16 protein-coding genes are annotated in these 18,292 nt (G+C 62.8%); 10 read left to right on the top strand and 6 right to left on the bottom strand.

Translation table 11 applies throughout. From position 1 onward, the window contains the following. The first annotated feature begins 38 nt into the window (after positions 1-38). The 6 genes from BB934_RS23150 (at position 39) to BB934_RS23125 (ending at position 7,100) form a co-directional block, all read left to right on the top strand. Positions 39-1,076 (top strand): Fe(3+) ABC transporter substrate-binding protein, encoded by a 1,038-nt coding sequence (locus tag BB934_RS23150; protein WP_099511793.1) that lies wholly within the window; start codon positions 39-41, stop codon positions 1,074-1,076. A gap of 82 nt (positions 1,077-1,158) precedes the next feature. Continuing rightward, complete coding sequence (locus BB934_RS23145; RefSeq protein WP_237050062.1) at positions 1,159-2,883, top strand: ABC transporter permease; 1,725 nt, start codon at positions 1,159-1,161, stop codon at positions 2,881-2,883. Positions 2,884-3,042: 159 nt separating this feature from the next. Continuing rightward, positions 3,043-4,455, top strand: a complete 1,413-nt coding sequence (locus tag BB934_RS23140; protein ID WP_099511792.1) for a DUF1254 domain-containing protein — start codon at positions 3,043-3,045, stop codon at positions 4,453-4,455. A gap of 14 nt (positions 4,456-4,469) precedes the next feature. Next, positions 4,470-5,879, top strand: coding sequence for a DUF1254 domain-containing protein (locus BB934_RS23135; RefSeq protein ID WP_162299185.1), 1,410 nt, complete (start codon positions 4,470-4,472; stop codon positions 5,877-5,879). Positions 5,880-5,928: 49 nt separating this feature from the next. Beyond that, a complete protein-coding gene (locus BB934_RS23130; RefSeq protein ID WP_099511791.1) occupies positions 5,929-6,168 on the top strand; it encodes a DUF3302 domain-containing protein in 240 nt (79 codons plus the stop codon). Next, positions 6,165-7,100: an HlyD family secretion protein gene (locus BB934_RS23125; RefSeq protein ID WP_099511790.1), complete on the top strand. Its 936-nt coding sequence runs from the start codon at positions 6,165-6,167 to the stop codon at positions 7,098-7,100. The genes BB934_RS23130 and BB934_RS23125 overlap by 4 nt, the downstream gene beginning before the upstream one ends. A 22-nt stretch (positions 7,101-7,122) precedes the next feature. Here the strand turns inward: BB934_RS23125 and BB934_RS23120 are convergent, their stop codons facing one another. Together BB934_RS23120 and BB934_RS23115 are read right to left on the bottom strand one after the other, a co-directional pair. After that, entirely contained in the window at positions 7,123-7,713 is a 591-nt protein-coding gene (locus BB934_RS23120) for a cysteine hydrolase family protein (protein ID WP_099511789.1), read from the bottom strand. Positions 7,714-7,845: 132 nt separating this feature from the next. Beyond that, a protein-coding gene (locus BB934_RS23115) for an IS5 family transposase (RefSeq protein WP_099511788.1) occupies positions 7,846-8,615 on the bottom strand; the annotation gives its coding sequence in 2 pieces (ribosomal slippage) (positions 7,846-8,294 and positions 8,294-8,615; 771 coding nt in all). Between the two features lie 260 nt (positions 8,616-8,875). On the opposite strand from BB934_RS23115, the gene BB934_RS23110 reads away from it, so the two are divergent. The 3 genes from BB934_RS23110 to BB934_RS23100 are packed head-to-tail and all read left to right on the top strand — an operon-like array spanning position 8,876 to position 13,001. Further along, on the top strand, positions 8,876-10,027 hold the full coding sequence (locus BB934_RS23110; protein WP_099511787.1) for an acyl-CoA dehydrogenase family protein: 1,152 nt from the start codon (positions 8,876-8,878) through the stop codon (positions 10,025-10,027). 35 nt (positions 10,028-10,062) lie between these two features. Beyond that, complete coding sequence (locus BB934_RS23105; RefSeq protein WP_099511786.1) at positions 10,063-12,027, top strand: non-ribosomal peptide synthetase; 1,965 nt, start codon at positions 10,063-10,065, stop codon at positions 12,025-12,027. Then, complete coding sequence (locus tag BB934_RS23100; RefSeq protein ID WP_099511785.1) at positions 12,024-13,001, top strand: thioesterase domain-containing protein; 978 nt, start codon at positions 12,024-12,026, stop codon at positions 12,999-13,001. The genes BB934_RS23105 and BB934_RS23100 overlap by 4 nt, the downstream gene beginning before the upstream one ends. 147 nt (positions 13,002-13,148) lie before the next feature. Here BB934_RS23100 and BB934_RS23095 read toward each other — a convergent pair whose 3' ends face one another. Together BB934_RS23095 and BB934_RS23090 are read right to left on the bottom strand one after the other, a co-directional pair. Then, positions 13,149-13,814, bottom strand: a complete 666-nt coding sequence (locus BB934_RS23095) for a 3-oxoacid CoA-transferase subunit B (RefSeq protein ID WP_099511621.1) — start codon at positions 13,812-13,814, stop codon at positions 13,149-13,151. After that, positions 13,814-14,548 carry a CoA transferase subunit A gene (locus BB934_RS23090; RefSeq protein WP_099511619.1) on the bottom strand — a complete coding sequence of 245 codons (735 nt, stop codon included), beginning with the start codon at positions 14,546-14,548 and terminating at the stop codon, positions 13,814-13,816. Before BB934_RS23090 ends, BB934_RS23095 begins: the two co-directional genes overlap by 1 nt. A 233-nt stretch (positions 14,549-14,781) precedes the next feature. On the opposite strand from BB934_RS23090, the gene BB934_RS23085 reads away from it, so the two are divergent. After that, entirely contained in the window at positions 14,782-16,593 is a 1,812-nt protein-coding gene (locus BB934_RS23085) for an AsmA family protein (RefSeq protein WP_099511784.1), read from the top strand. Here the strand turns inward: BB934_RS23085 and BB934_RS23080 are convergent. Together BB934_RS23080 and BB934_RS23075 are read right to left on the bottom strand one after the other, a co-directional pair. Then, positions 16,587-17,390: an ABC transporter permease gene (locus tag BB934_RS23080; RefSeq protein WP_099511783.1), complete on the bottom strand. Its 804-nt coding sequence runs from the start codon at positions 17,388-17,390 to the stop codon at positions 16,587-16,589. The genes BB934_RS23085 and BB934_RS23080 overlap by 7 nt on opposite strands. Further along, complete coding sequence (locus tag BB934_RS23075; RefSeq protein ID WP_099511782.1) at positions 17,387-18,292, bottom strand: ABC transporter permease; 906 nt, start codon at positions 18,290-18,292, stop codon at positions 17,387-17,389. Before BB934_RS23075 ends, BB934_RS23080 begins: the two co-directional genes overlap by 4 nt.

Raw genomic sequence — 18,292 nt, 5'->3', positions numbered from 1 at the left:
CAAATCGCTGTCCGACACGGTTGCTGGAGGAGGTCGCAATGGTGAAACTTTCGTTTGGACGTGGGCTGCTCTTCGGGACTGCGGTTCTCGGTGTTCTTGCAGGTTCGGGCGCTTCGGCTTCGGCCGAGGAGGTGCTGAACATCTACACCGCCCGTGAGCCTGGCTTGATCAAGCCCGTGCTCGACGAGTTCACCAAAGAGACCGGCATCAAGGTCAACACGATCTTCATCGCCAACGGCCTCGAGGAGCGCATCCGCACCGAAGGCGCGAACAGCCCTGCCGACGTGATCGTCACGGTCGATATCGGCCGCCTGGCCGCCGCCAAGGATTACGGCGTGACTCAGGCCGTGAAGTCCGAGGCGCTCGAGAAGGTCGTCCCGGCTGTCTATCGCGATCCGGAAGGCCACTGGTTCGGCATCGCCCTTCGCGGCCGTGTCGTCTACGCCTCCAAGGAGCGCGTGAAGCAGGACAAGATCACCTATGAAGAACTCGCCGATCCCAAGTGGAAGGGCAAGGTCTGCATCCGCTCCGGCCAGCATCTCTACAACATCAGCCTGATCGCCGCCATGATCGCCCATAAGGGCGAGGCCAAGGCCGAGGAATGGCTGAAGGGCGTGAAGGCCAACCTCGCCAAGAAGCCTTCGGGCGGCGACCGCGAGCAGGCCAGGGACATCCTCGCCGGCGTCTGCGACATCGCCGTCGGCAACACCTACTACGTATCGCTCATGCTCAACGGTACCGACGCGGACCAGAAGAAATGGGGCGAGGCGATCAACGTGATCCTGCCGACCTTCGAAGGCGGCGGCACCCATGTGAACGTCTCCGGCCTTGCGCTGGCGAAGAACTCGCCCAACAAGGCCAATGCCATGAAGTTCATGGAATACATGGTCTCGGACGAGTCGCAGCGGATCCACGCCGACGCCAATTCCGAATATCCGGTCGAGGCCGGCATCAAGATTCACCCGACCATCGCCTCGTTCGGCGAGCTGAAGGCCGACAACGTGCAGATCGCCGAGATCGCCAAGCTGCGCAAGAAGGCGAGCGAGCTGGTCGACAAGGTCGGCTTCGACCAATAAGACAAGTGGCGGCTCTTCCAGCCGCCTCTCCCCCTTTCAAGAGAGGCGCTGCCGGCGATGGTGGCGCCGTTTCCATTAGCCCGTGACCGCAGAAACGCAGACTGCATTCCGCCTCTCGTTCCGGCGAAAGGCAAAAGGCATCCCCCGGTGGCTCTCGGCCGCCGTGCTCGCGATCGGTCTGCTCGTCCTCCTGCCCCTCGCCGCGCTGATCGGCATCGCCGCCGAGGGCGACGCGGAGATCTGGCCGCACCTCATCGCCAACGTGCTGCCGGCGAGCACGCGCGACACGCTCGCACTTCTGATCGGCATCGGCATCGTCGCGGGCTCCATGGGCATCACGACGGCGTGGCTCGTCACCGCGCACCGCTTTCCCGGCCGCGGCATCCTCGTGTGGCTGTTGCCGCTGCCGCTCGCCGTGCCGACCTACATCACGGCCTATATCTACGTGGAAGTCTTCGACTCGGCCGGCCTCGTGCAGATGGCCCTGCGCGATGTCATGGGCTGGAAGTCGCGGAGCGATTACTGGTTTCCGGAAATCCGCTCGCTTCCCGGCTGCATCCTCGTGATGTCTGCCGTGCTCTATCCTTACATCTACATCGCCGCGCGGGCGATGTTCCTGACGCAGAGCGCAAGCATGCTGGAAGTGGCGCGCACGCTCGGCGCCAGCCGCATCAAGCTGTTCCGCATCATTGCGCTGCCCCTCGCCCGCCCTGCCCTGGCCGTGGGCGTGTCGCTGGCGCTGCTTGAAGCGCTCAACGACATCGGCGCCAGTGAATATCTCGGCGTACGCACGCTCACCGTGGCGGTCTACAACACGTGGCTCAACCGCGGCAGCCTGGCGGGCGCGGCGCAGATCGCCTGCGTGATGCTCGCCTTCGTCGTCGGGCTGATCCTGATCGAGCGCTACGGGCGGCGGGACCGGCGCTATGCCGGCTCGCCCAAGCGGCATCGCACGGTGCACCCCGTTCCGCTTCTCGGTGCACGGGCCTGGATCGCGACGGTTCTCTGTACCATGCCGGTCGTTCTCGGCTTCATCCTGCCGGTCGCCTTCCTGGTGCGCGAGACCCTGCGCGGCAGCCTGTTCAAGCAGCTGGATGCGGAGTTCCTTGCCCATCTGATGACGACGGTCGGCCTGTCGGTCCTGGCGACCTGCGCGGTGCTGATCCTCGCCATCGTGCTGGTCTCGGCCGCCCGCCTGTCCAGAAACTCCCTTACCAAGGGAGCGCTCTTCGCGGCGAGCTTGGGCTATGCAATTCCCGGTACCGTGCTCGCGCTCGGGCTCATGACCCCACTGGTCGGCATCGACAATCTCATCGGCAATCTTTGGCGCAATCTTACGGGCGAGCGCCTCGGCCTCCTGCTCATGGGCGCCGCCGGCGGCATTATCATCGCCTACGTGATCCGCTTTCTCTCGATTGCGACCGGCTCCCTGTCCGCCGGACTGGACCGTGTGTCGCCGAGCCTGGAAGACGCCGCACGCACGCTCGGAGCATCGCGACGGGAGATGGTGTGGAAAATACAGATTCCGCTCATGCGTCCCGCGCTGGCGAGCGCCGCCCTGCTGATCTTCGTGGACTGCATCAAGGAGCTCCCGGCGACCCTGCTGCTGCGCCCCCTCAACACGGAAACGCTCTCGACCCTCGTCTACTCCTATGCCACGAGGGGCCGGTTCGAGGACGGGTCGCTCGCCGCCCTCGTCATCGTCCTGGTCGGGTTGCTGCCGGTGATCCAGCTCATCCGCAGCGCCGAGGCGCGGCCGCGAACCACAGAGAGCCCGGATTCGGCATCGGGTTCCGCGAGCCCGTGAAATAGGGGATATACCGCGCGAGCCCAAAGGTTAAACCTGCCCGGCTCTCAGGGTTTCACCTGATACTCATCTCGTTCGTTGCGCCTAGACTCCCAATGAACAGGTCGCAGGGCTAGGACACATCTCCTGCCCTTTCGGCCGGCACTGAGAGGAAGAGGCATGAAGCGCATCGTTCTCGCTGCTCTCGGCTTTATTGCTGTGACGGTGACAGCAAATGCCCAAGCACCGACCGCCGACGACATCGCCCGCCGTTCCATCGAACGGCGCGCGGTCGAGGCTGCGATCTGGGGCATGCCGGCGGTCAATTACAATCTCATGTACCAGGAGATGGTCACCAAGACGAAGGGCGGCTTCAACCAGGTCCTCTACTGGTCGCGCCTGCTCGACTGGAAGAACCGGACGCTGACGCCCAACCCCGACGTGATCTATCTGATGCCGTTCTTCAACACCAAGGATGTCGGGCCCGTGGTGCTGGAGATTCCGCCCGCCGACGAGGGCCTGTTCAACGGCAGCGTCATGAACTACTGGCAGGCCGCCATCGAGGATGTCGGACCGGGCGGCGTCGACAAAGGCAGGGGCGGCAAGTACCTGATCCTGCCGCCGGGCTACGACCGGACCAGCATACCCGCCGGTTACATCGCCATGCCATCCGACACCTATCAGGGCTATGCCTTGATACGCTCGGTGCCGAAGAGCGGCAGCGAGGCCGATATCGCCAAGGCCGTCACTTACGCCAGGCGCATCAAGGTCTACCCGCTCGCGCAGGCGGCCAATCCGCCGCCGACGGTCTTCCTCGACGCGAGCGATGTCGTGTTCGATTCCACCATTCCCTACGACCTGCGCTTCTTCGAGGCGCTCGACCGGATGGTGCAGGCCGAGCCGTGGCTGGAACGCGACAAGGCGATGATCGACCCGCTCAAGACCGTCGGCATCGAGCGCGGAAAGCCCTTCGCTCCCGACACGAAGACGCAGCAGATCCTCACCGGCGCGATCCGGGAGGCCAAGGCCTGGTTCGAGGCGAGGTACGACACGCTGCCGCCCTTCCACCAGGGTGAGCACTGGTTCTTCCCGTCGACCGAGGAGATGTTCCGCAACGTGACGGGCGACTGGAAAATCCCCGATTCCTATCCGGTCGACGCCCGCGGCACCGCCTACACCCTCGCCTTCTTCAGCGCCAAGCATCTGGGGCAATCCCAGTACTATCTGCTGACCGGCAAGGACAAGGACGGCAAGCCGCTGGAGGGCAAGGCCTCCTATCGTCTGACCGTGCCGGCGAACGCGCCGGTGACCCAGTACTGGTCGATGACAGTCTACGACCGCGACACGCATGCCTTCATCCGCGAGGCGAAATGGGTCGGCCGCTCGTCGCAGACGCCTGGCCTGCAAAAGAACGCGGACGGTTCGACGGAGATCTTCTTCGGACCGGCGGCACCGACCGGCAAGGAATCGAACTGGGTCCCGACCGACCCCGGCGGCCGCTTCGAGGTGCTCGCCCGCTTCTACGGCCCCCAAAAGCCGCTGTTCGACAAGACGTGGACGCTGCCGGACATCGAGAAGGTCGCGGCGCAATGATCTGAGGACTTGTCATGCGAAAGCTCGTCGCACCGTTCGTAGCAGTCCTTCTGCTGGCGGCTCCGTTCCTGTCGCAAGCCGTCCGAGCGCAGACCGCCCCGAGCGGCACCGCGCTGTCGGCCGATCAGGCCCGCGAGGAGAATGCCTACGCGGTGGGTCTGCAAGCCTACCTATGGGGCTATCCGCTGCGCGAATACGGCATGACAGAACCAAAGAGCGTCGCTGTGGGCGGTGCCTACATCAACGACTTCCGTCGCTATCCCGAACTCAAGACCGCCAAGGACAGGTTCGTCGTCACGCCCAACAACGTCACGGTCGATGCCTACGCGACCCTGGATCTCACGGCCGAACCGGTCGTGGTGTTCGTGCCCGCCCTGGCCGAGCCGCGCTGGTACATCGTGCAGATCGGCGACAGCTTCGACGAGGTCGTCCGTAACATCGGCGGCACCAAGGGGGCGCAACCGGGCGTCTACCTCATCACCGGCCCGGACTTTGCCGGCACCGTGCCTGGCGACATGACCGAGGTGAGGATGCGCACTAAGATCGGCGTGACGGCGGTTCGCATCCTGGCCAAGGGCGCGGCTGACCTGCCCAAGGCCGTGGAGGCCCAGAAGGGTTTCCACCTGATGCAGCTTTCCGCCTACCTGCGCGAGGGATTGGCGCACAAGCCGCCGGCCGAGCGGCCCCTGATGGCGGCCTACGACAGCAAGGCTCCGGAGGAGATCCGCTTCTTCGACGAACTCGGCCATGCGATGAGCCAAAGGCTTCCGGCCTCAGCCGACTTTGATGACGCGCTCGTCGCCTCGTTCCGCCAGATCGGGCTGAGCGTCGGCAAGGGGTTCGAGTGGCAGACCTTGGATGAGCCGACCCGGCGCGGCCTAGTCCGTGCCGCCAAGGCGGGCGAGCAGATCGTCGATCGCAAATGGGAGGCGGCGGGCGAGACGGCCAACGGCTGGAAGTACACTTTTGCCGGAGGGCGGGCCGGCTACGATCCTGGCCTGCGCGCCGCGCTGATCAAGTACGAGCTGGGCGCCCAGCTCTCAGACCAGGTGCTCTATCCCAACACGGCCGTCGACGACAAAGGCGAGGCCCTCACGGGAGAACGGAAGTACGTCCTGCAATTCGAAGCCGGCAAGCTGCCACCCGTCTCGGTATTCTGGAACATGGCGATGTACGGCTCCGACATGCTGTTCGTAGAGAATGAGTTCGGCCGCTACAGCATCGGCAGCACGACTGATGGGCTGAAGACAAATGCCAACGGCTCGCTGACGATCCTGATCCAGAAGGACCGCCCGGCCGACACCTCGAACTGGCTGCCGGCGCCGTCCGGCCCGTTCAACCTGACGATGCGTTTTTACGGGCCGGAGACGCCGGTCCTCGACGGATCATATCGGCTACCTGCGGTCAGGCGCGTCGGCGGTTGATGAATACAGGCGTTGGCCCGAACGAGGCGAGCGGGAAAGGAAGGACTGAATGTCAGGTTTGGACATCTTCGCCTGGATCGTCCTCCTCGTCCTCGTGGCGACTCTCGTTGCGATCGTCGTGGCGCTCGGGATGATGCCGGGTCGCATCGCGCGCAGACGCGGGCATCCCTGGGCTGAGGCGGTGGCCGTCGGAAGCTGGGCGACACTGATCTTCGGCTTCGTGTTCTGGCCGCTGGTGCTGATCTGGGCCTATGTGGACGTGCCGGAGCGGCGGGAGACATCGAAATGATCGTCGTCCTGCTCAATTCCTATATCGCGCTCCTCGCCCTGTTCGTCTGGCTCAAGTTCATCCCGTTCAACACGTTCTGGAAGATCTCCCCGGTCATCGTGCTGTTGCTTCTTCTCGTCGGGCTCTTCATCCCCATGGGATGGGGTGCGCCTTCGGGGCCCGTCGTGGTGGGGCGCAATTCGGTGCAGATCGTGCCCTCCGTCGCTCGCGAGGTCGTCGAGGTGCCCGTTATGGCAAACACGCCGGTCAAGGAAGGCGACGTGCTGTTCCGCATCGATCCGACCACCTACGAGGCACAGGTCAAGACGATCGAGGCCCAGCTCAAGTTCGCCGAGCTGCGCCGGTCGCAATTCTCCGAGCTCCAGAGCCGCGACACAGGGCGTGCCTTCGATGTGCAGCAGCGCGAGGCCGAGGTTCAGGAGCTGCAGGCGCAGCTCGAAGGCGCCAAATGGAACCTCGACCGCACCACCGTGCGCGCACCGGCCGACGGCTACGTCACCAACCTCGCCCTGCGAAAGGGCGCGAGGGTCACCGCGCAATCGCCAGTGATGGCCTTCATCGACACCTCGGAGACCATCTTCGCGGCGGAGATCGCGCAGATCTACGCCCGCTACATCGAAGTCGGCCAGCCGGTGGAGATCACGTTCAAGACCTTCCCGGGCGAGGTCTTTTCCGGACGTGTCGAGGCGGTGTTGCAGGCCATCGCGACCGGGCAGACTCAGCCCGGCGGACTCGCCGTTGCGCCCACGGAGATCCAGTCGGCACCGTTCGTCGTCCGCTTCAGGCTCGACGACCGGGAGATCGCGAAACGCCTGCCTGCCGGAAGCACCGGCCTCGCGGCGATCTACACCGAAAACGTCAAGCCAGCCCATGTCATCCGCAAGGTCGTGCTGCGCCAGACGGCCATCGTGAACTACATCAATCCGTTCTGATGCTGCGGCGGCGAGACCGACTTCATGCCGGCCATTGCGCGAATACGCTCTCGCTCTCGATCGTTTGGATCTGGTGCCGGTAGCGCTTCGAATAGAGCGTCAGGAGGGAATCGTGCCCCTCATCGGAAGAGCTGCAGACGCCATCGGTGACAATCACGACGCGTAGCCCGAGATCGACGGCGCCGAGCACCGTGGCGAGAACGCACATATCCGTTTCCGACCCGGTGATCAGCAGCGTATCGACGCCGCGCTCGCTGACGAGATCACGCAGCTTATGGCCGGCAAAAGCCGAATAGACCGGCTTGTCCAGGACGGTTGCCGGAGGCACGAGACGCTGCAGCGGCGGCATCAGCTCCAGGAGGCAGGGATCGAGGCGCTCCCGGGTCGCCTCACGCCAGCGCTCGTAATAGCCGCGCCACGTGCCCGGCATGTCTTCGGGCCTGTAGGGAGGGATGAAGCGCGTGAAGACCGTGCGGTCTGGAGCCCGTTCGGCGATCTCGGCGACGACCGGCAGGACGCGCTCCATCCACGGGGTCGGCCAAGGGCCTTCCGTAGAAAAGAGTCGCTGCATATCGATACACAAATGAAGCGTGGCAGGACCGAGTGGCGTCATGGCAGACACAAACGACGTCCGTAGGAGCCAAGTTCCACCGATCCGCGGGCGGCAACGCGCATGGAGAACTTGCCTCGCGAAGCCTGATGCCTCGACCTATCGCACGCTGAACATTAGATAAACTACGGCCTGTTAGCGCTTGAGCCAGTCGATTGCTGCGGCGAGGCAGAGCACGCCCATGAAGGATCGTGCGGTCTTCTCGTAGCGGGTTGCAACGGCTCGCCACTCTTTGAGCCTGGCCCAGAGCCGCTCGACGACATTGCGGTTGTTATAGATCCAGTCCGGACAGGCCACCGGCGCCTCATTGGACTTAGCCGGGATCGCCGGCTTCGCACCGATGCTCCAGATGTGCTCGCGGAAGCTGTGGCTTGAATAACCGCGATCGGCCACCACCCAGCTGGGCACACTCGGCAAACTGTGAAGCAGCGGAATGGCGTCAGGCAGCTCGTGCGCCTGACCGGGTGCAATGCGAAACGCGATGGCGCGTCCGAGCCCGTCGGCGATCACGCAAGCCTTGGTGCCATAGCCGCCACGAGACCGACCAAGCGCTTCACGATGGTCTCGTTGAGCTTGAGAGCCCCTTTTCGACGAGCCCCGGCGGCCTTCTGATGCGCGCGCACGCTGGTGCCGTCGAGGAAGGTCATCCCGAGCTGGATGCCGCACTTCTGTACCAGGTTGAGCAGGCGCTCCCAGACACCCAGACGGGCCCAGCGGATGAAGGTCTGAGCGGCGCGCCACCACGGCCCCAATTCAGCCGGCACGGCGCGCCACTTGGCGCCGTTCTCATGGCGCCAGAGAATGGCCTCGAACGTCCGACGCAGATCCTGTGGCGGTGTCTTGCCCTTGGGACGGCATTGCTCCACCAGTGGCTCCAGCATGGCCCATTGTGCTTCCGTTAGCATGGCTCCTCCTCAGACAGGACGAGCAAAACGCCTCCAGGTGCAAAGGGTTCAAGTCATAACAGGCCGTAGTTCGTAGTAACCTTAGTCACCCTGACGCACGCGCCCATATGTATTAGCGCCACACCTAAGAAGTGGTAGAGCCAAAGATCAATATCGCAAGCAGTAAATCGGTGGAATATTAAGTCACGCAATTGTGACCGATACTGCTCAAGCACTATTCAGCAGAAAAACAAGTCCTTCCCTCGCACAAGGTTGAGCCAATGGAGTCATCTTTTTGCGAGCCGCTTTGGGAAACAGACGAGACTCGTATATTCCGGAACAGCGTTCGACGGTTCGTAGAAGCGGAATTCGCACCGGTCCAGGACGAATGGAGGAAACGGAAAGGACCCGGTGCCGAAGCCTGGAAGAAGGCCGGCTCGGCCGGACTGTTACTTGCCGATGTCCCTATGGATTATGGTGGAGGCGGCGGCAACTTCGCAAATGAAATTATCGTTTGCGAAGAGCTTGCGCGCACTGGAGTCCACTTCGGCTGCTCGGTTCAAAGCATCGTTGCGCGGTATATCCTTTCCTACGGCAGTGAGGAGCAAAAGCGCCGATGGCTGCCGGACATGGCTCGGGGCAATCTCATTGCAGCCATTGCGATGACGGAACCCGGCACCGGGTCGGATCTCCCGTCGATACGAACAACCGCCCGTCCTGATGGAGACCATTACGTCATAAACGGCTCCAAGACGTTCGTGAGCAACGGCACCCTCGCCAACTTAATCTGCTTGGCCGCCAAGACTGACACGAACGTTGCCCCATTCCGGGGAATATCCATGATCATCGTCGAGACCGCGGATTTGCCGGGTTATAAGGTAGGTTCTCCGCTCGAGAAGGTCGGTATGCAGGGTCAGGATACCTGCGAGCTGTTCTTCGACGACGTCCATGTCCCGAAAGCCAACCTGCTAGGTCGCTCCGAAGGCCACGGCCTGGTGCAAATGACGGAGCAGTTGCCCTACGAACGCCTCACGATCGCTGCAAAAGCACTCACGACAGCGGAGCGGGCACTGACGCTGACAACAGGATATGTCAAAGAGCGTGCCGCTTTCGGACAACCCATCATCGATTTTCAGAACACACGCTTCAAGCTCGCAGAGTGCAAGACCGAAACACATATCGGCCGCGTGTTTCTAAACGACTGCATCCAACGCTGCGTCATGGGCAAGATCGACGACCTGACCGCAGCAATGGCGAAGCTTTGGTTCACCGACACAGAGTGGAAGATCGTTGATACCTGCGCTCAGCTGCACGGTGGCTACGGCTACATGCTCGAATATGCCATCGCTCGCATTTGGACCGATAGTCGCGTCCAGCGCATCTATGGAGGAACGAATGAAATCATGCACGAGATCATTGCTTCCACACTTTAACAAGCGGGCACGATGGTTATAGCGGGATAAGCGCCATGATGGATGAACAAACACTGGATGCCGCGAGCCAAGACCCTGCCGCTCAGGTGGAGGTGCATTCGGCACACACACGAACGTCCGAAGCGCCTATGGCAACGGGCCCGAGTGTGGTCCAAGGAGAGGCCTCGATCTACCCGAACAAATGCGTTCATGAGCTGTTCGAGGAACAAGTGCGTCGCGACCCCAGCGCGGTGGCTGTTCATTACCTCGATCAGACGATGACCTATGGCGAACTGAACAGTCGCGCCGATAGCATAGCGCGGCACCTGCGGTTCGTTCATGTTCGGCCTACCGACCTCATCGGTGTTTGTCTCCCGCGGTGTCCCGACCTGGTTGCGGCCCTCCTCGGCATCTGGAAAGCAGGTGCCGCCTATGTTCCTCTCGATCCGACGTATCCGCGCGAGCGTCTACGTTTCATGGCCGAAGATTCTGGCGTATCCTGTGTTCTGACCGATCGGTCGCAGGCCGGTCTCTTCGAAGGCAGCGTAACCACTGTGCTGCTTGACAGCGATCTGCCCAACGTCGCCAGCATGCATGAGGCAGACATCGCTGCTCAAATCGCCCCATCCGCGCTTGCCTATGTCATGTATACCTCCGGATCGACCGGTAAACCGAAGGGTGCGATGATCACGCATTCTGGGCTGGTCAATTACTTGTCCTGGGCGATAAACGCTTACAATGTGCGCGGCGGCGGCATCGTTCCGGTGCATTCCTCCATTGCGTTCGACCTGACGGTCACCAGCTTGTATCCTGCTCTGCTGGTCGGAGGCGCTGTCGATCTGCTTCCCGAGAGTGAGGGTGGCCAGGAACTCATCAAGGCGATGCGTCAAAGAAAGCAATACGCACTGGTCAAGATTACTCCCGCACATCTTGAGATGGTTACGCAGGAGTTGGAGGAGGCGGAAATCGCGGATTCGACTACAGCCCTGGTAATCGGCGGAGAAAACTTGCGAGCCGATATCCTTGAAAAGTGGCGAGTATTCGCACCGGAAACTCACATCTTCAACGAATATGGACCGACCGAGACAGTCGTAGGCTGCTGCGTCCACGAAGTGAAACCGTCAGATCCCCGCCATGGATCGGTTTCGATAGGACGGCCGATCTCGAATACCCAACTCCATGTACTCGACGGTGCGTTGGATTCGGTCCCGAGCGGAGAGATTGGCGAGTTGTATATCGGCGGAGATGGCGTTGCCGAGGGATATCTGAACAGGCCCGAACTGACTGCCGAATGCTTCCTCCCCAATCGCTTTAGTCCACGGCCTGGGGTGAAGCTCTACAAGACAGGCGATCTCGTGAAGATGAATGACGATAACACGCTGCTGTACCTCGGACGTATCGATCACCAGGTCAAGATTCGCGGATATAGGGTAGAGCTCGGCGAGATCGAGCAAACCGTACTAGAGCACCCTGAGGTCCAGTCGTGCATGGTCCTTGCCGATACGTCTCCTGATGGTCTTTCGTTCCTCACGGCCTATGTCACGGCCCGGGAAAGTGCTCCGGCCGTCCAATCTCTGCGCGATTTCATCGCGTCACGACTCCCTGAGCACATGGTTCCGCAGCGCTTCACTTTCGTTGATCGGTTTCCATTGACGAATAACGGCAAAGTGGATCGGGACGCGCTCGCCGCCCTTGCGTCCGGCACGAGCGTGCCTCCGGACGAAATCAGCCCGACCATGACGAATTCGGCAATCGTGCTCAGCCGTATTTGGGGCGAGCTGCTACGCAGAGAGAATATCGGGGCGGATGAAGATATCTTCACATTGGGAGCCTACTCACTGTTGGTCACGAGAGCCCTCATCAGGATCCGGAATGAGCTTCAGGCGAATCTGAACCTCCGCGATATCTTCGAAAATCCGACCATAGCCGGCCAAAGTGAACTTGTTGAGAGCCTCTTGTTGTCGGCGCGCCCCAGTTCCCGATCGGTGAAAGAGGGTGGACTAGAGGAGATCGAGATATGAGCATTGGCCCCATTCTCGCGCAGTTGAGAGAGAAGGAGGTTACGATCTGGGCCGAAGGTGACCGGTTGCGCTGCGAGGCTCCACCCGGAATTTTAACTCCCGAACTCAGAGCTCTTCTCGCACAGCATAAGGCTGAGCTCTTGGAATCGCTCAGCTCGGCGCAGCAGCGTTCCAGAGAACCGACGAGCGTCGTTCCGCTTCAGAGACATCGCGGCGGAACTCCCATATTTGCAGTGCCCGGCCATAACGGTGATGTCTTCTGCTACCACGCGCTGTCTCGAAATCTCGGCGTTCAACAGCCGTTTTTCGGCCTGCAGCCCCCCGGCCTTTCCGACGGTGAAAGCCCGCTTCGAAAGGTTGAGGAAATCGCAGCCTACTTCGCACGCCAGATCCGTCAGACAACGCAGCAGCCTGTTATTATCGCCGGGTTCTGTGCAGGTGGTACCATCGCGTTCGAACTCGCCAGGCAGCTCGAAGGAGTAGACGTGCCCGTTCTCCTATTGGCATTGTTCGGCAGCCCTCATCCCTCGTACTTCCGGCCGTATAACCGCATTAAGGAGCGTGTTGTAAAAAATCTGAGACGCGCAAGCTCCGATATCAATGGGTTCCGTACAACTGCCTACAGGGCAATGTCGATCGCGAGACGCAAGTTAAAGAAGTCGCGGATGCCTTCCACCGATACTGAAGAAGATCAGGTGCTCACGCGTCGCGCCCTTGTCGAGCGGGCCACCGTATCTGCGGTTTCACGCTATAAGCCCTCTTCGTTCTCGGGTCGGACATCCCTGTTCCTTCCGAGTGCCGGCTGGGCGGCCTCGCAGTATTTCGCGCGATCATGGTTCGCGCATGCACCTCACTGCGACGAGCGTGTTGGGCCTGAAGGATGCGACGGCGACAACATGCTGCTGGAGCAGAACGCGCCCGTGTTTTCGGCTATGTTTTCCCGTGCGATCGAGCATGCTTCATTGCAGAGGTGAAGCGTAACGGGGCGCGCGGGGCCCAGGGCTGAGACAAACAACGTCCACGGGAGCCAAACTCCACCGATTCCTACGCGAGAAAAGCAAAGGCCCCGGGGAATACCCCGGGGCCTGCAGAAACGATGCCCTGCGTCAGGCCGCGTTTGACTAGCCTCCGTTGAGGTCGACCGTGAAGTCGGCTTGGGTCTTGGCCCTGATCTCGTCCACGCTCACGCCCTCAGCCAGCTCGATCAGGGTCATGCCGGTGCCGCCCTTCTTGTCGATGGCAAACACGCCAAGGTCCGTGATCACCAGATCGACCACCCCGGTGCCGGTCAGCGGCAGGTTGCAGCTTTGAAGCAGCTTCGGATCCTCCGAGCCGTCCTTGGCCTTGGCGACATGCTCCATCACCACCACGACGCGCTTGACGCCCGCCACCAGGTCCATCGCCCCGCCCATGCCCTTGACCATCTTGCCCGGGATCATCCAGTTGGCGAGATCGCCGTTCTCGGCCACCTGCATCGCGCCTAAGATCGACAGGTCGATATGGCCGCCGCGGATCATGCCGAAGGAATCGGACGAGGAGAAATAGCTCGTCGTCGGCAGTTCGGTGATCGTCTGCTTGCCGGCATTGATCAGGTCGGCATCCTCCTCGCCCTCGAGCGGGAACGGGCCCATGCCGAGCATGCCGTTCTCCGACTGCAGCTGCACGCGCATGCCCGTCGGAATGTAGTTCGACACCAGCGTCGGGATGCCGATGCCGAGATTGACGTAGAAGCCGTCGCGCAGCTCCCTGGCCGCACGCGCAGCCATCTGGTCACGGGTCCAGGCCATCAGACTTCCTCCCCTGCGCCGGCGGGCGCGGCCTCGGCGCGCTTGCGGGTCGTGCGCTGCTCGATATGCTTGACCGGGTTCGGCACATGCACCATGCGCTTGACGAAGATGCCCGGGGTGTGGATGCAGTCCGGGTCGATCGAGCCGGCCTCCACCAGATGCTCGACCTCGGCGATGGTCAGGCGCGAGGCGGTCGCCATCATCGGGTTGAAGTTGCGCGCGGTCTTGCGGTAGACGAGGTTGCCCTCGGTGTCGCCCTTCCAGGCGTGAACGATCGAGATGTCGGCGAACAGGCCGGTCTCCATGACATAAGCCTCGCCGTTGAAGTCGCGCACCTCCTTGCCCTCGGCAATCAGCGTGCCGACCCCGGTCTTGGTGTAGAAGGCCGGGATGCCGGCGCCGCCGGCGCGGATGCGCTCGGCCAGCGTGCCCTGCGGGTTGAACTCGAGCTCGAGCTCGCCGGAGAGGTATTGCTGGGCAAACAGCTTGTTCTCGCCGACGTAAGAACTGATCATCTTGCGGATCTGGCGCGTCTCGAGCAGGCGGCCGAGCCCGATGCCGTCCACCCCGGCATTGTTGGAGATGAAGGTCAGGTCCTTCGCCCCCGAATCACGAATCGCCTCGATCAGCGTCTCCGGAATGCCGCACAGCCCGAAGCCCCCGGCCATGATGGTCATCCCATCCCGAACCGATCCAGCCAGCGCCAAACGCGCATCGCTGTATACCTTGTCCATCAAATCCTCTCCCTGTGAGCAGATTCCTGCCCTTCGAAGCGTCCCGGACCAACCCGCGGCCATTAGGTCGCAGGGCGGGTCCGGTTCGGAAGGCGGCCACCCTGCAACCTAGCCTCAATTTAGACAATCCCTTCGTATGGATATATGGAAACGATTCATCGGTTCGGTCTTGCCTGAGGACATCTCCTCACCCCCGCTTGCGGGCAAGACCCAAGGTTTACAATATTCATCATATGTCCCGCCGCTTTGTCTTCCTCATCGCGCTGATTGCGCTGGCCGTTCTGGGAACGGCGGCTTCGCCCTGGACGCTGCCCGGCGGCGGCCTCTCCGCGGAGCTGACGCAGCATGTGAAGGACAAATACGGGCTCGACCTGACGGTCAGGGGCCGCAGCACCTTTGCCGTTCTCCCCATCCCCCGGGTCAAGTTCGAGAACGTCACGCTTCGGTTCCCGGACGAGGCCCTCAAGGCCGAAGGCGGAACCCTGCGTGGCGAGCTGCGCGTCCTGCCGCTGCTGTTCGGGCGGATCGAGCTGTCCGATTTCGACCTCAGCGAAACCAGGATCACCGGTTCGCTCCAGAAAATTCAGGCGGTCGACTGGCCCAAGGTCGTCAGGAACGGCGCCAGCGAGACCCATGCCCGGCGCCTCGTGATCAACAAGTCCTCCTTAAGATGGACGGACCTGAAGAACGCCAATCTCAACCAGCTCAACGTCGTCATCCGCTGGACCGACGCGTCCGAGCCCCTGACCGTGACCGGTTCCGCCGAGTGGCGGGACGAGCCGGTTGTCCTCGAACAGGCCTCTGTCTTCCCGGACCTTCTCGCTTCCGACCGGATCAGTCCCTTTACCCTGTCCCTCTCCTCCCCCTCGGTTCGCCTCACGGCCGAAGGCGAGGCACAGCTCGGCGATACGCCGCGCATCACCGGCGAGAGCACCGTCAAGGCCGGCTCCGTCCGCGACTTCACCCGCTGGAGCGGCCTCGACCTGCCCTTCGGTTCGCTCCTTCGGGCGGTCTTGGTCAACGGCGACTTCTCCATGGACCGCCGCCGCCTGTCCTGGCCGGCAGTCTCGCTGACCCTCGGCTCGGACAAGCTCGAGGGAGCCATGGGCGTGCGCTTCGATACGGAGCGGCCGGTCATCACCGGCACGCTCGCAGCTGACACGCTCAACCTCTCCGATCTGTTCGCACCCTTCTCCCAGGCCCGTACATCCTCCGGCGCGTGGAGCGAGGAGAGCATCGACCTCGCGCGGGCGACCGGCATGGATCTCGACCTGCGGCTCTCGGCGGCGAGCGCCAGTCTGGGCCGGCTCAGCCTCGACGACATGGCCGCCAGCGTGCTGGTCCAGCCGGGCCGGATCGAGGCCTCCATCGGGCGCGCGGATTTCTATGACGGCACCTTGAAGGGACGCCTGTCGCTGGTGTCCCAGAACGGCCTCGTCGACTTCAAGAGCCAGGGCACCTATGCGAACGTGAAGATCTCTCCCTTCCTCGCCGCCTTGGGCGAGCCGCGATGGATCACCGGCCGGGCCCAGGGCCAGTTCAGCTTCGAGGGCCAGGGAAGGAACCCGGCGGACGTGATCCGGCAGGCCGAGGGCCGCTCCACGATCGAGCTGGCCGAGGGCGAGATCGTGGGCATCACCCTCCAGGACGCCCTGCGCCGCGTGGAGAAGCGACCGCTTCTCGCGTCCCTCAACTGGAAGGGCGGCCGCACGCCCTTCGACAAGGCGGAAGCTCAGATCGTCGTGAAGAACGGTGTCGGCGAGATCGTCGGAGGCGCGCTCAAGGGCCCTGCCGTGCAGGCCGATCTTCGCGGACAAATTCTGCTGCCGGACCGCACCCTGCGCGTCACGGCGGATATTTCGGCGGCCGATGCGCCGGTGGCGCAGACCCCTGCCCTCGTCTTCGACGTGACGGGCGACTGGGACAATGTCGCCGTCACGCCGCAAGTCCGCTCGCTCATCGAGCGGTCGGGCGCGGCGAAGGCCCTGTTTCCGACGGAGCGCGTTCCCGCCGACCGCCAACGCCCGCAGGCCATCGCTCAGTGAGCGTCGCTGCGATTCCGCAGCAACGAGCGCTTGCTGAGCAGGGTCGCCGCGATCACCCCGAGCGTCACGATGCCGATCAGGATAGCCGAGGCCGCATTCACCTCCGGCGAGAGGCCTAAGCGCACCTGGCTGTAGATCTTGATCGGCAGCGTCGTCGCGCCGGGGCCGGCATTGAAGCTCGCGATCACCAGATCGTCCATGGACAGGGTGAAGGCGAGGAGGAAGCCCGCCACGATGGACGGCGCGATCAGCGGCAGCGTCACGGTGAAGAAGGTGCGTAGAGGCGGCGCGCCGAGATCCATCGCAGCCTCTTCCAGCGAGCGGTCGAAGGTCATGAGCCGCGCCTGCACCACCACCGTGACGAAGCACATGGTGAGCGTTGTATGCGCCAGCGTGATGGTCCAGAATCCGCGGTCGAGATCGATGGCGACGAAGAACAAGAGCAGCGACAGGCCGGTGATGACCTCGGGCATGACCATCGGCGCATAGACCATGCCGGTGAAGAGCGTGCGTCCCGGAAAGCGCCCGTAGCGGGTGAGCGCGAGCGCCGCGAGCGTGCCGAGAACGGTCGCGATCGTCGCGGAGAGGAACGCGATGCGCAGCGTCACCCAGGCCGCCTCCATCAGCGCCTGGTTGCGGAAGAGCGCTCCATACCATTGCGTGGAGAAGCCGCCCCACACGGTGACGAGCCGCGAAGCGTTGAACGAATAGATCACCAGCAGCAGGATCGGCAGGTAGAGGAATGCGAAGCCGAGCACGAGCGAGGTGACGTTGAAGAGGCTGAGGCGCCGATTCATGGCCGCGCCTCCACACGCCGGGCCTCGACATCGCGATAGATCACGATGGGCACGACGAGGATGATAAGCAGCAGGATCGCGACCGCGGAGGCGAGCGGCCAGTCGCGGTTGGAGAAGAACTCGCTCCAGAGCTGCCGGCCGATCATCAGGGTTTCCGAACCGCCCAAAAGATCGGGGATCACGAACTCGCCCACGGCCGGGATGAAGCATAGGAGCGAGCCTGCCACGATGCCGGGCATCGCAAGCGGCACGGTGATCGTCCAGAACGAGCGCCATGGCGTGGAGCCGAGATCCAGCGCCGCTTCGAGCAACGTGTCGTCCATCTTCTCCAGCGTCGCGTAGAGCGGCAGCACCATAAAGGGCAGGTAGGCATAGACGATGCCGATATAGACCGCCGTCTCGGTGTTGAGGATGTCGAGAGGGGTGGAAATCAGGCCGAGGCCGATGAGTGCCTGGTTCAGCAACCCCTCCGGCTTGAGGATGGCGATCCAGGCATAGATGCGAATGAGGAAGCTCGTCCAGAACGGCAGGATGATAAGCGCCACGAGCAGCGAGCGAGAGCGCTCCGGCGCGCGGGCCATGCCATAGGCGATGGGGAAACCAACGAGGAGCAGCAGCAGAGTCGAGACGGCGGCGATGCGCACGGACGACAGCGTCGCCCGGAAATAGAGATCGTCCTCGACCAGCAGTCCGAAATTCTCGAAATCGAGCCCGCCGAAGAAGCCGGAAATGTCGCTCCAGTCGAAGACAGGCCTGTAGGGCGGCTGGGCGACGGCCGGGTCGGAGAGGCTGATCTTGAGGACGATCAGGAACGGCACGAGGAAGAGCACGCAGAGCCAGAGATAGGGCACGAGCGGCACGAGGCCTGCGATCAGGCGCCGGGTGAGGGAGCGCTCCGCCAT

Source organism: Microvirga ossetica, from assembly GCF_002741015.1.
Taxonomy (GTDB): domain Bacteria; phylum Pseudomonadota; class Alphaproteobacteria; order Rhizobiales; family Beijerinckiaceae; genus Microvirga; species Microvirga ossetica.
This window is presented reverse-complemented; position numbering and strand designations above follow the sequence as displayed.

Bases quoted from the DNA above. Each gene is read 5' to 3' on its own strand.
- BB934_RS23095 (WP_099511621.1), bottom strand. From the start codon at position 13,814: ATGGCCTGGACCCGTGACCAGATGGCTGCGCGTGCGGCCAGGGAGCTG.
- BB934_RS23100 (WP_099511785.1), top strand. From the start codon at position 12,024: ATGAGCATTGGCCCCATTCTCGCGCAGTTGAGAGAGAAGGAGGTTACG.
- BB934_RS23075 (WP_099511782.1), bottom strand. From the start codon at position 18,292: ATGGCGGAGCGCTCCCTCACCCGGCGCCTGATCGCAGGCCTCGTGCCG.
- BB934_RS23085 (WP_099511784.1), top strand. From the start codon at position 14,782: ATGTCCCGCCGCTTTGTCTTCCTCATCGCGCTGATTGCGCTGGCCGTT.
- BB934_RS23125 (WP_099511790.1), top strand. From the start codon at position 6,165: ATGATCGTCGTCCTGCTCAATTCCTATATCGCGCTCCTCGCCCTGTTC.
- BB934_RS23130 (WP_099511791.1), top strand. From the start codon at position 5,929: ATGTCAGGTTTGGACATCTTCGCCTGGATCGTCCTCCTCGTCCTCGTG.
- BB934_RS23090 (WP_099511619.1), bottom strand. From the start codon at position 14,548: ATGGACAAGGTATACAGCGATGCGCGTTTGGCGCTGGCTGGATCGGTT.
- BB934_RS23110 (WP_099511787.1), top strand. From the start codon at position 8,876: ATGGAGTCATCTTTTTGCGAGCCGCTTTGGGAAACAGACGAGACTCGT.
- BB934_RS23120 (WP_099511789.1), bottom strand. From the start codon at position 7,713: ATGACGCCACTCGGTCCTGCCACGCTTCATTTGTGTATCGATATGCAG.
- BB934_RS23105 (WP_099511786.1), top strand. From the start codon at position 10,063: ATGATGGATGAACAAACACTGGATGCCGCGAGCCAAGACCCTGCCGCT.
- BB934_RS23135 (WP_162299185.1), top strand. From the start codon at position 4,470: ATGCGAAAGCTCGTCGCACCGTTCGTAGCAGTCCTTCTGCTGGCGGCT.
- BB934_RS23140 (WP_099511792.1), top strand. From the start codon at position 3,043: ATGAAGCGCATCGTTCTCGCTGCTCTCGGCTTTATTGCTGTGACGGTG.
- BB934_RS23080 (WP_099511783.1), bottom strand. From the start codon at position 17,390: ATGAATCGGCGCCTCAGCCTCTTCAACGTCACCTCGCTCGTGCTCGGC.
- BB934_RS23150 (WP_099511793.1), top strand. From the start codon at position 39: ATGGTGAAACTTTCGTTTGGACGTGGGCTGCTCTTCGGGACTGCGGTT.